General features: G+C 63.7%; 10 protein-coding genes. 1 reads left to right on the top strand and 9 read right to left on the bottom strand.

Annotated elements, in window-relative coordinates:
* Position 1: 1 nt before the first annotated feature.
* The 4 genes from F758_RS0118775 to lepA all read right to left on the bottom strand — a co-directional run bounded on the left by F758_RS0118775 (position 2) and on the right by lepA (position 5,816).
* Positions 2–403: a DUF1801 domain-containing protein gene (locus F758_RS0118775; protein WP_035722448.1), complete on the bottom strand. Its 402-nt coding sequence runs from the start codon at positions 401–403 to the stop codon at positions 2–4.
* A gap of 156 nt (positions 404–559) precedes the next feature.
* Positions 560–2,527: a methyl-accepting chemotaxis protein gene (locus F758_RS0118770; RefSeq protein ID WP_024509310.1), complete on the bottom strand. Its 1,968-nt coding sequence runs from the start codon at positions 2,525–2,527 to the stop codon at positions 560–562.
* A 118-nt stretch (positions 2,528–2,645) separates the two neighbouring features.
* The gene (locus F758_RS0118765; protein WP_024509309.1) at positions 2,646–3,818 is read right to left on the bottom strand and encodes an acyl-CoA dehydrogenase family protein; all 1,173 of its coding nucleotides are present in this window, start codon (positions 3,816–3,818) and stop codon (positions 2,646–2,648) included.
* Between the two features lie 186 nt (positions 3,819–4,004).
* Positions 4,005–5,816, bottom strand: coding sequence for a translation elongation factor 4 (gene lepA / locus F758_RS0118760; protein WP_024509308.1), 1,812 nt, complete (start codon positions 5,814–5,816; stop codon positions 4,005–4,007).
* 115 nt (positions 5,817–5,931) lie between these two features.
* On the opposite strand from lepA, the gene F758_RS0118755 reads away from it, so the two are divergent.
* Positions 5,932–7,524, top strand: coding sequence for a glycosyltransferase family 39 protein (locus tag F758_RS0118755; protein ID WP_024509307.1), 1,593 nt, complete (start codon positions 5,932–5,934; stop codon positions 7,522–7,524).
* 57 nt (positions 7,525–7,581) lie between these two features.
* Here the strand turns inward: F758_RS0118755 and F758_RS0118750 are convergent, their stop codons facing one another.
* The 5 genes from F758_RS0118750 to F758_RS0118730 form a co-directional block, all read right to left on the bottom strand.
* Positions 7,582–7,911 (bottom strand): HPr family phosphocarrier protein, encoded by a 330-nt coding sequence (locus F758_RS0118750; RefSeq protein ID WP_024509306.1) that lies wholly within the window; start codon positions 7,909–7,911, stop codon positions 7,582–7,584.
* Positions 7,908–8,309 carry a PTS sugar transporter subunit IIA gene (locus tag F758_RS0118745; RefSeq protein WP_024509305.1) on the bottom strand — a complete coding sequence of 134 codons (402 nt, stop codon included), beginning with the start codon at positions 8,307–8,309 and terminating at the stop codon, positions 7,908–7,910. Before F758_RS0118745 ends, F758_RS0118750 begins: the two co-directional genes overlap by 4 nt.
* Before the next feature lie 133 nt (positions 8,310–8,442).
* Positions 8,443–8,970, bottom strand: coding sequence for an HPr kinase/phosphorylase (locus F758_RS0118740; RefSeq protein WP_024509304.1), 528 nt, complete (start codon positions 8,968–8,970; stop codon positions 8,443–8,445).
* Positions 8,967–10,763, bottom strand: a complete 1,797-nt coding sequence (locus F758_RS0118735; protein ID WP_024509303.1) for a sensor histidine kinase — start codon at positions 10,761–10,763, stop codon at positions 8,967–8,969. Before F758_RS0118735 ends, F758_RS0118740 begins: the two co-directional genes overlap by 4 nt.
* A 95-nt stretch (positions 10,764–10,858) precedes the next feature.
* Entirely contained in the window at positions 10,859–11,560 is a 702-nt protein-coding gene (locus F758_RS0118730) for a response regulator transcription factor (protein WP_024509302.1), read from the bottom strand.
* Position 11,561 lies beyond the last annotated feature (1 nt).

The raw sequence follows: 11,561 nt of genomic DNA, 5'->3' as shown, positions 1-11,561 counted from the left end.
ATTACCTGATGCGCGTGTTCTTGTGCTTGTCGAGATGATAGGTGAGCGCAAGCGCCACGCAATGGCGAAGTGCCCTCTTCGGCAGAGGCCTCGCGCCGTCAAGCAGAATGCTTCGATTGCCGCCGTAAGTGAGTTCCGGATGGAGCTCGCGAAACGTTTCGACCAAATTGGTCTGGCAATGAAAATAGACGGCGTATTGGTTGGCCGCGGATTTCACCTGGTCGATGCGGATGGTGCTGCCGCTCTTGGTTTCGCTGGTGAGATAGCTGACCTGTCCCCATTTGATGGCTTCTTCCAGCGCACCTACGCCTTCGATGGCGCTGGCGGTATCGAAGATCAGCCGCCGGAGCGCCAGCAATTTTGCCCGCAGCGGCCTCGGGTAGCTGCTGAATATTGCCGCCACGGAGGGATCGGGAGGAGCCGGGCGGCGGCTCGGCCGGGCGTTCGTCGCACGCTTTCTCGATTGCATCGGCATCGCGGTGCACCCCTCTCGGCGTGGCGATCCTGGCGCGACTACCCTCGCGTTGACGACGCGAATTCGGTTCGTCGATCCAGTTAGCTAGGCTGCGTCGCGCAGGCCGGCCAGGAACGTATCCACGCTTTCGAACAACGCGGCGGCGTGCCGGCTGAGCTGGCCCGATGCCGTCATCACGCTTTCCGCCAATGCGCGCGAGCGGTCGGCTGCATGGCTTGCGCCGGCAACGTTCTGCGAGACCTCGCTGGTGCCGGCTGCGGCCTGCTGCACGCTGCGCGCGATCTCGCGCGTAGCCGAATCCTGCTCCTCGACCGCGGCAGCGATGCTGGCGGCAATGCCGCTGATGTCGCGGATGGTCTGGCTGATGCCGCCGATGGCGGTGACGCAATTGCCAGTCGCGGACTGGATCGCGGCGACCTGGGCTGCGATCTCCTCGGTCGCCTTCGCGGTCTGGCCCGCGAGCTCCTTGACCTCGGCGGCGACCACGGCGAAGCCGCGACCGGCTTCCCCTGCGCGCGCCGCTTCGATCGTTGCGTTGAGCGCGAGCAGGTTGGTCTGGCTCGCGATCGCGTCAATCAGCCGCAGCACGTCGCCGATCCGCTCCGCAGCGGAGGCAAGGCTTGCGACCATTTCCGTGGTCTTGTCGGCCTTGCCGACCGCTTCGTCCGCAACGCCCGAGGAGTGGGTCACCTGACGGCCGATCTCCGCCACCGACGAGGCAAGCTCCTCCGTTGCGGCGGCCACCGTGCCGACACTGGCGGACGCCTCCTCCGATGCCGCAGCCGCGGCCGCCGCGCGTTGCGAGGTCCCGTTCACGCTGGTGGCGATCTCGCCGGCGGCGCGTTGCATCTCTTCGGTGGCCTTCGCGACAGCGGCCACCACGCTCTTGACATCCGCTTCGAAACGATCGGCCATTTGCTTCTGCAGCGCTCGCTTCTCGCGCTCGGTCTCCAGCTTGGCCGCCTCCTGCGCCTCGCGCAGCTTCTGCGTCTCGATCATGTTAAGGCGGAAGACGTCCACCGCCTGCGCCATGGTGCCGACCTCGTCCATGCGGTCGCCGCCCGGAATGGCCACCGACGTATCGCCGCTCGACAGGCGGTTCATCACCGCGGTGATCGCGGTCAGCGGACGCGACATGCCGCGGCCGAGCAGGAAGGCCAGCAGGGCGGCGCCAGCCAGAATGACGAGCGTCGCCAGCAGCAGGGTCGTTTGCGCGCGGGTCGCGGCGGCTTCGTATTCGGTGATATCCTTGACGATCTCGAGCACCGCGAGCGGCTGGCCGGCATAATTGTTGATCTGTCCGATATAGATGGCGGCCGAATGCCCCTGGAACGTGAGCTCGCGGTGCAGTGTCGCACCCCCGAACACGGCCTTCAGCTCCTCAGGCGTGGCAACCTCGACGTCACCGAAGGTGGAGGACAGTCTCTTAAAGCTCTTGCCGTCGAACCATTGCACGGCGAGGTCGATGCCGAAGCGCTGCTTGGCACGCTCGACGAACTCTTTGCCGAAGGCGGCGCCGACGTCGACATTCGCAAAGGCCTTGCCGTCTCGCATGATCGGCGTCATGCCAAAAATCCCCAGCGACTCCAGCGCCGGTTCGGCCCCGACAATTTGCCGGCCGGCCCTGAGGGCTTCCGCAACCGTGATGCGGCGCTTGGAGACATCGTCTCCGAAGGTCTTGGGGTTGTGTACCCGGTAGAATGTGGTCGCCGGGGGCGTCTGGAACGAGATCAGCGGGATGCCTTGCTCCTTCAGCGCCTTGTTGGCGCCGACAAGCAGCGCGCCCAGCGCGTCGCGATCGCCTTTGGCAATGGCGTCGGCAACCGGCGGCAGCGCCGCGATGGTCGAGCTGACGGCGAGCGTCGCGCGCCCCTCATAGTCGATCGCGGCGACCACGCTGTCATAATCCAGCTTGAGCTGCTGTTCGAGCGCGAGGCGCGTCAGCGAGCGTTGCTGCAGGATCGAGAAAGTCCCGAGGATTCCGCAGGCCGCCGCGACGGTAAGCGAAATCGCGAGGATCAGGCGGGCGGCGATGGAACGAAGCTTGAACATGGGCATTCCCGAACTTCACCAGAGTGGTTCGGGATACCCAAGATTGATTAATATTGCTTAATGCTACGGTACGTCTGCGCCTAGCCATAAGTCGCAGCCGCGCGGCGCTACGATCCGCTCAGCGCGTCATGGGCGGCCCTTGCAGCTCGCCCGAAAGGATCGCCCGCCCGGCGTCCTCGTAATGGGTGTCGCGGGCCTGGATTTGCTGGGCGATGGCATGCATGTCGCGGAAGCGCCGCTCGAACGGGTTTGCGGCGAACACGGCGGTGGCGCCGGCCATGTGATAGGCGGTATCGACCACGGAGGCCGCCTGGTGGATCGTCCAGGTTGCGGCGATGCGGAGCGCGATCCGATTATCTTCGGAGATGGCTGCGCCGGCTTCCAGATCGCGCCAGACCTCGGCTGCGGTGGCGTAGAGATAGGCCCGCGCGGCTCGCAAGGAGGCCTCGGTGCGGCCGATCAGGCCCTGAACGGCGTTGTTCTCGCGCATCGCGGAAAGGCCTTGCGGCGTCTTTTTGCGCGACAGCTCGATCGCGGCATCGAGCGTGGCGCGCGCCACGCCTAGCGCGGTCGCGGCAAAGCCCATGCTGAACACCATGTTGGTGGAGAGCTTGTAAAGCGGCCCTGCCTCGCGCAAGGCCGCAGGCTCGTCGCGAAGCGCTGTGTATTTTTCCGGGATGAAGAGATCGTCGACCGAATAGGAGTCGGTCCCGGTGCCCTTGAGGCCGATGACGTCCCAGACGTCATACATCGTGGCGCTGGTCACCGGAAACAGGATGGTGCGAATTTCGGGCGAACCGTCCGGTCTCTTGCGCGGCGTGCCGTCTGCTTCCTCGATTCTAACATGCGCGCCGAGCCAACTCGCCTGCCGTGAGCCCGACGCGAAATCCCAGCGCGCGCTCGCTTTGTAACCGCCGGGGACCGCGCGCACCGAATGGGCGATGGCCCCCCAGGCCAGGATGCCCGGTGCCGTGTTGAAGATCTCCTCCGCGACGTCGTGATCGAGATAGGCCGCGATCATGGCGCAGACGCTGCATTGGCCAAGACACCAGGCGGTTGATGCGTCGGCCTTGGCGACCTCCTCCTGCATCTGCATGAACACTTCGAGCGGCGCTTCCGCGCCGCCCAAGTTCTGCGGCAACAGTGCCCGATAAAGGCCGTTCTCGATCAAGGCGGCGGTGACCGCCGGCGTCAGCCGCCGTGTCCGTTCGATCTCCTCGGCCTCCCGCGTGATCAGTGGTTGCAATGCGCGTGCGCGCTCGACAAGGCCGAATGCGGGAAGCCGGTTCATTCGCGTTTCCTCCGCCCTTTTTGGGTCTGATTGGAGGTCGCAATGGTGATCTATCCGGCGGAAGAGAGCAAGATGGGCAACACTGTCATTCCGGGGCGCGCTGAAAGCGCGAGCCCGGAAATCTCGCGCCACAATCTCCAGATTCCGGGTTCACGCCTATCGGCGTGCCTCGGAATGACGTCAATTTCAGCTATCCACCTTCAGCGCGGCGATAAAGGCTTCCTGCGGGATGTCGACCTTGCCGAACTGGCGCATCCGCTTCTTGCCTTCTTTCTGCTTCTCCAAAAGCTTGCGCTTGCGCGTGATGTCGCCGCCATAGCATTTCGCGGTGACGTCCTTGCGCAGTGCGCGCACGGTCTCGCGCGCGATCACCTTGCCGCCGATCGCCGCCTGGATCGGAATCTGGAACATGTGCGGCGGGATCAGCTCTTTCATCTTTTCGACCATGGCGCGGCCGCGGCCCTCGGCACGGGTGCGATGCACCAGCATCGACAGCGCATCCACCGGCTCGCCGTTCACCAGAATCTGCATCTTCACGAGATCGGCGGGCCTGTAGTCGGTCAGGTGATAATCGAACGAGGCGTAGCCCTTGGAGACGGATTTCAGGCGATCGTAGAAATCGAACACCACTTCGTTCAGCGGCAGGTCATATTTCACCATGGCGCGGCTGCCGACATAGGTGAGCTCTTTCTGCGAGCCGCGCCGGTCCTGGCAAAGCTTCAGCACGCTGCCGAGATATTCGTCCGGCGTGAGGATGGTGGCCTCGATCCAGGGCTCCTCGATCTCGGCGATCTTGACCACGTCGGGCATATCGACGGGATTGTGGATCTCGATCAGCGAGCCGTCGGTCAGATGCATCTTGTAGATCACGCTCGGCGCGGTCGCGATCAGGTTGAGATCGAATTCGCGCGACAGGCGCTCTTGAATGATCTCCAGATGCAACAGGCCCAGAAAACCGCAGCGGAAGCCGAAGCCGAGCGCGGCCGAGGTCTCCATCTCGAAGGAAAAGCTTGCGTCGTTGAGGCGCAATTTTCCCATTGCCGCGCGCAGGGATTCGAAATCGTCGGCATCGACCGGGAACAGGCCGCAGAACACCACGGGGATCGCGGGCTTGAAGCCCGGCAGCATCTCCTTCACCGGGTTCTTGTCATCGGTGATGGTGTCGCCAACGCGGGTGTCGGCGACCTCTTTGATCGCAGCCGTAATGAAGCCGATCTCGCCGGGACCAAGTTCGTCGACCTGTTGCATCTTCGGCGTGAAGAAACCGACGCGCTCGACGTCATAGGCCGCTTTCGTGCCCATCATCCGGATGCGGCTACCCTTCTTCATCACGCCGTCGACGACGCGGATCAAGACGACGACGCCGAGATAGACGTCGTACCAGCTATCGACCAGGAGCGCCTTCAACGTCGCGTCGCGATCGCCTTTCGGCGGTGGCAAGCGGGTGACGATCGCCTCCAGCACGTCGGGAATGCCCTGGCCCGTCTTGGCGGAAATCATGATAGCATCGGATGCATCGATGCCGATCACATCCTCGATCTGCTGCTTGATCTTTTCGGGCTCGGCGGCCGGCAGATCGATCTTGTTCAGGACCGGCACGATCTCGTGGTTGTTGTCGAGCGCCTGATAGACGTTGGCGAGTGTCTGCGCTTCCACGCCCTGGCTCGCGTCGACCACCAAGAGCGATCCTTCGCAGGCCGCCAGCGAGCGCGAGACCTCGTAGGCGAAGTCGACATGGCCGGGCGTGTCCATCAGATTGAAGATGTAGTCCTGGCCGTCCTTGGCGCGGTAGTGCAGCCGCACGGTCTGTGCCTTGATGGTGATGCCGCGCTCGCGCTCGATATCCATGGAATCGAGCACCTGTTCCTTGCCCGCCATTTCGCGATCCGACAGGCCGCCGGTCATCTGGATCAGGCGGTCGGCAAGGGTCGACTTGCCATGGTCGATATGGGCGACGATGGAGAAGTTGCGGATGTTGGAAATGGGCACGGTCGTCATGGGCGGCGGGATAGCATTGGCCCCTCTGGCCGGCAACCATATAGCTTTATTCTAAGGGCTTTTGTTCACGCCAAGCTGATTCCACTTGCTCCCAAAAAGCGCTACGCGTGAGGCCATGCCGACTGCATCCTTGTTACCCGCCGCCTCGCGCGCACGCCGCCGTCTGACGCTGCGGCGACCTGCCGCGTGGCTTGTGGCCCGGGCCCGGGATCCCGAGACCGGCCTCTGGCTCGTGATTACCTTTGCGCTTTTGCATGCCCTGCTCTGGACCCTCATCCTGATCAAGTTGAAGGCGGCGCAGGACGTCCATATGGACGTGGCGGAGGCCTTTGCCTGGGGTCAAAAGTTCCAGTTGGGCTACGGCAAGCATCCGCCCCTGTCGGGGTGGGTCGCGGGCCTCTGGTTCAGCTTCTTCCCGGTCGCCGACTGGGCCACCTACCTCCTGGCGATGACAACGGTGAGCGTGGGGCTCGTGCTCTGCTACCTCATCGCGCTGCGGGTGGTCGATCGCCGCCGCGCATTCTTCATGATGGTGACGCTCGCGCTGTATCCGATCTTCAATTTCAAGGGCTTCAAGTACAATCCAGATCTGCTGCAGCTTGTCACTCTGCCGCTGCTGGTACTGGCCTATCTCAATGCCTTCGAAAAGCGTAGCTGGCTGTCGGGCGTCTGGCTCGGACTCGCCGGCGCGCTGGCGCTGATGACCAAATACTGGGTGCTGACCATGATCGGCGCCATTGGCCTCGCGGCGCTGATCCACCCCGATCGCCTGAAGATCCTGCGCTCGCCCGCACCATGGGTCGCGATCGTGACAATGGTCGTTGCGATGATTCCGCATCTGATCTGGCTGAAACAGGTCGATTTCGTGCCGCTGACCTATGCCGGCGATGTCTACGGGCTATCGAGCCGCGCGCAAAGCGCACAGCTCGTGCTCGGTTATGTCGTGCATAATGCCGGGCTGCTCGCGGCTCCGATCCTGGTCGGTCTGCTGGCGCTGGCGTGGCGGCCACGGCTGCTGGCGCAGATCTGGTCGTCGGGACCTAACGGGGCGGTAAAGCTTTCGCAGGCACTGAACATCTGGATCATTCAGATCATCGTCGCGGTGGGGCCGCCGCTCGGCGCGCTTGCCTTCACGATCTACATGAAGACCGACTGGGGAATCTCGCTGTTCTTCCTCACGCCGCTCGCGCTGATCGCAATTCCTCGATTGCGCGTGCCGGCGATGGCGCTGTTTCGGATCATGGCGATCTGGCTGGTGATCACGCTCGTTACGCTCGCCGCCGCCCCCAGGATTGCGCTTAGCGACATCCCTAAGAGCCCGAATGGTGCGAGCACTTATGCCGCACGATCGCAATTGGCGCGGGAGCTGACGCAGGCCTGGCATATGCGCTTCGGCTCGCGCTGGGCCGTGGTGGCCGGCACCACTGAAATCGGCGAACCCATGACCTTCTACAGCCCCGATCATCCGGCGCCGCTCACGCCTGGCGAAGTGTGGTCATCCGGGCTGACGTCGCTGGACGAAGCCAAGCGACTCGGCTTCATCGGGATTTGCGATACGACGGATGCACGGCTGCCGACGTGCGAGGCCTGGATGAAGGAAAATGCGCCCAATGCCGAGCAACTGGTGATGAGCACGCAGCGCTTCTTCCAGGGCCATCCGGGCCCGTCGACCGCGTGGAAGATCTATATCGAGCCGCCAGGGAAATAACTGCCGTTGTTCCGGCTTTCGCCGGGACGACGTCGGGAGAGAGATCGCGTGGCCCTCTCACGTCCCTTCTTCGTTGAATTTGCTCTCGACGAGTTCGGTGATGGCGGCAAGCGCGGCTTCCGCCTCAGCGCCGATCGCGGAGACTTTGATGGTGGTGCCGGGCGCGGCTGCGAGCATCATCAGCCCCATGATCGAGGTGCCGCCGACGGTCTCGCTGCCGCGAGTCACCCAGACTTCGGCGCTGAAGCGCTCCACGGTCTGGACAAATTTTGCGGAGGCGCGTGCGTGCAGCCCGCGCTTGTTGACGATCAGAAGCTCTTTGGAAATAGCCCCCTCGGGCACCCGCGGCCCAGGAATGTTCTCTAATGCCGCGTCATCGTCGCTCATTTGCCGGCGAGAACGCGGCTGGCGATGGTGACGTATTTGCGGCCGGCTTCCTGCGCCATCGCGATTGCGTCAGGCAGCGAGCGCTCCTCGCGAACCTTCGCGAGCTTGACCAGCATGGGAAGATTGATGCCTGCGAGCACTTCAACCTTGGGGCGGCTCATGCAGGAGATTGCGAGGTTGGACGGTGTGCCGCCGAACATATCGGTGAGGATGGCAACGCCATCGCCCGAATCTACGCGGTTGACCGCTTCAATGATGTCGCTTCGACAGAGATCGGAATCATCTTCGGCGCCGATCGTGACCGCTTCGATTTGTTTTTGCGGACCCATGACGTGTTCGAGCGCCGCCTTGAACTCGTCGGCGAGGCGCCCATGGGTCACCAGTACTAGCCCAATCATCGGAAACTCCTCGCGGGTGCTTTTTGACGCACCGCACGAACGCGCCACTTTGACCATCCAGAGCCCCCGCGCAAGGGGGGATGTTTGCGGTTCTCCCGGAATCTGGCGGTAGCGGAAGGGGAGCCGCGCCGGTCTATTCGGTCGCGATAGTGGGGGTGATATGGTTACCAATTCCCTTCCCACAATGGGCCGAATGGTTACCGGAAGGTGAACTTGCAGTTGTCGTCAGGGCGGCGACAACCAATGGGAAGGGGTTTTGGTCTGTCGCCACGGGAATTCGCGGTAGTGAAACACCAAAAAGGCTGATCTGAAGCGATTCGGGTGGCGGCAGGCGGGCCGCATCGGAGGCGCCCAGATCGACCACGAGCCCAACGGTCGCCTCGGTCACAAAGTCGCAGCCGCGGATTCCAAGCCCACGAATCTCGATCAGGCCGGCCAGTTCGGGCACCGCGCGCACCAACAATTCTCCGCCGGCTGTGTCCAACCGGACACGGTCATCGCCAACCAGGACGGCCGGCGGGAGCTGCCCGCTGCGGCCGGCGAGAATCAGATCGAAGGCGAGGCGGGACTTGCCGGCGCCGGAGGGACCGCGGATCAGCACCGCGCGCTCGCCTACCTTGACGGCGGAGGCATGCACGCTCGGCCTTTCCGCCTCTGTCATAGCGAGGGCAGCCTGACCACGAAGCGCGCGCCGGCCACCGTCGGCTCGCCGTCGGGACCCGCAGGACCTGCACGGTTCTCGGCCCAGATGCGTCCGCCATGCGCCTCGATGATCTGCTTGGAGATCGATAGCCCGAGTCCGGAGTTCTGCCCAAATCCCTGATGCGGCCGGTCGGTGTAGAAGCGCTCGAACACGCGCTCCAGCGCATCGGCGCGAATGCCTGGCCCGTCGTCGTCGACCACGATCTCGATTTCCGAGCGGACCCGCCGGCAGTAGATTCGTACCTTGCTGCCGGGCTCGGAGAACGACTGCGCGTTGGACAAGAGATTTGTGATCACCTGCCCGAGCCGCGAATCGTGTCCGGGCACCGAGAAGGTGTCGTTGGCGCTTCGTCCCTCGAAGCGCGCCTCGACGCCGACGTCGTGGCCGAGCTTGGTCTCGTTGGCCACCGAGGTGAGCGTCGCCAGCAGGCGGCGCACGTCGACCGGCGCCATGTCCTGGCGCTGCAATTCGGCATCGAGCCGGCTGGCGTCGGAAATATCGGAGATCAGCCGATCGAGCCGTTTGACGTCATGCTCGATCACGCCGAGCAGCCGGGTGCGGCTGTTCTCGTTGCGCGCGAGGGGGAGGGTTTCCACCGCCGAGCGCAGCGAGGTGAGCGGGTTCTTCAGTTCATGCGCGACGTCGGCCGCGAACATCTCGATCGCCTCGATGCGATTGTAGAGCGCGTCCGTCATGTCGCGGAGCGCGCCGGAGAGATGGCCGATCTCGTCCCGGCGGCGGGTGAAGTCGGGAATTTCCACGCGGGTCTTGATGCGGCGGCGGACGCGCTCGGCACTGTCGGCCAGCCGGCGCACCGGACCCGCGATCGTGCTTGCGAGCAGGAGCGAGAGCAGCATCATCACCGCCGACGCCACCCCGCCGACCTTGAGGATCGCCAGCCGTTCCGCCGTCACCATCTGGTCGATGTCATCGCCCTGCGTCGACAGCATCAAGGCGCCGTGAATGGTACGCGAGCGCTGCACCGGGACGGCGACCGAAACGATTACCTCGCCGCGGGAATTGACGCGCACCATGCTGCGCTTCTGCCCCTTCAGCGCGTCGGAAACCTCCTCGTAGCTCGAGCCGCTCTCATATTCGCGATAGAGCGGCAGGTCGCCGCGGTTGATCCAGGTACGGACCGCGGTCAGCACGCGCTCGACGATCCCGGGCTTCGACGGCGCCGGCAGGTCGAAGCGCAACACGTTTTCGAGGTTGCGGCTGTCGAGGATCAGCCCGCCGTTCGGATCATAAATCCGGGCGCGGGTTTTGGTCGGGGAGATCAGCGTGCGCAACACCGGTGCGACACGTTCGGGGTTGATCGGAAAATCGAGCGGCGAATATTCGTCGGGCGCGCCTATGGTCTCGCCGGGCTTGAGGTCGAGGAGCCGGTCAGGGTCGATCGTGATGGTGTTGGTCTGCACGGTCGCGGAGGCCGCGATTGCACCGGCAATGATCTCGGCCTGCACCAGAAGGCTCTGCGCGCGCGCGTCGATCAGGCCCGCGCGGAATTGCGACAGGTAGAGAATGCTCGCGACCAGCGCCAGCAGCCCCGCGATATTCAGCGAGACGATCCGGCGCGTCAGGCTCGAGAAGGAGAGCGTGAACAGAAATTGCCCGGCACGGCTCAGCCATCCGAGCGGCCGCTGCCAGCCTTTCAGACGCGGTGCCTCCGCCTCCGCGGCATCCAGAACCACGGACGACGAAACATCCGACGCGTTCAGTCCTGCATCAGGCTGCGTTCGATCAAGCAATGGTCAACACTGCCGATTGTTTCGACTGGTTTGTTTGTTGCGCCATCCTACCCCAGATGGCGTGAGGCGCGAAACGCGGGAAACAGCGCTTCGAATCAGGCTTCCTTGAAACGATAGCCGACTCCGTAGAGAGTCTCGATCATCTCGAACTCCGGATCGACCACCTTGAACTTCTTGCGCAGCCGCTTGATGTGGCTGTCGATCGTGCGATCGTCGACATAGACTTGGTCGTCATAGGCGGCATCCATCAGCGCATTGCGGCTCTTCACCACGCCGGGCCGCGTCGCAAGCGCCTGCAGGATCAAAAATTCGGTGACCGTCAAGGTCACCGGCTCGTTCTTCCACGTGCAGGTGTGGCGCTCCGGATCCATGCGCAGGAGGCCGCGGTCGAGCGCCTTGGCGTCGTTCTCCTTTGGCACGGCGGTTGGATCCTTGGGCTGCGAACGGCGCAGCACCGCCTTTACACGCTCCACCAGGAGCCGCTGCGAGAATGGTTTGCGGATAAAATCATCGGCGCCCATCTTGAGGCCGAACAATTCGTCGATCTCTTCGTCCTTGGAGGTCAGAAAGATCACCGGCAAATCGGACTTCTGCCGCAGCCGGCGTAGTGTCTCCATGCCGTCCATGCGCGGCATTTTGATATCGAGGATCGCAAGATCCGGCTGGGTGGTGCGGAACCCGTCTAGCGCGGAAGCGCCGTCAGTGTAGGTCATGATGCGGTAGCCTTCCGCTTCCAGCGCGATCGAGACGGAGGTGAGGATGTTGCGGTCGTCGTCGACCAGAGCGATTGTGGGCATG

It is taken from the genome of Bradyrhizobium sp. ARR65, from assembly GCF_000472385.1.
Classification (GTDB): Bacteria; Pseudomonadota; Alphaproteobacteria; order Rhizobiales; family Xanthobacteraceae; genus Bradyrhizobium.
Note: the sequence above shows the minus strand (reverse complement) of the source record. Positions and strands in the feature narration are given on the sequence as shown.

What these genes read in the sequence shown, in the direction of transcription:
- F758_RS0118770 (WP_024509310.1), bottom strand. Translation starts at nt 2,527, where the DNA reads ATGTTCAAGCTTCGTTCCATCGCCGCCCGCCTGATCCTCGCGATTTCG.
- F758_RS0118765 (WP_024509309.1), bottom strand. Translation starts at nt 3,818, where the DNA reads ATGAACCGGCTTCCCGCATTCGGCCTTGTCGAGCGCGCACGCGCATTG.
- lepA (WP_024509308.1), bottom strand. Translation starts at nt 5,816, where the DNA reads ATGACGACCGTGCCCATTTCCAACATCCGCAACTTCTCCATCGTCGCC.
- F758_RS0118755 (WP_024509307.1), top strand. Translation starts at nt 5,932, where the DNA reads ATGCCGACTGCATCCTTGTTACCCGCCGCCTCGCGCGCACGCCGCCGT.
- F758_RS0118750 (WP_024509306.1), bottom strand. Translation starts at nt 7,911, where the DNA reads ATGAGCGACGATGACGCGGCATTAGAGAACATTCCTGGGCCGCGGGTG.
- F758_RS0118745 (WP_024509305.1), bottom strand. Translation starts at nt 8,309, where the DNA reads ATGATTGGGCTAGTACTGGTGACCCATGGGCGCCTCGCCGACGAGTTC.
- F758_RS0118740 (WP_024509304.1), bottom strand. Translation starts at nt 8,970, where the DNA reads ATGACAGAGGCGGAAAGGCCGAGCGTGCATGCCTCCGCCGTCAAGGTA.
- F758_RS0118730 (WP_024509302.1), bottom strand. Translation starts at nt 11,560, where the DNA reads ATGCCCACAATCGCTCTGGTCGACGACGACCGCAACATCCTCACCTCC.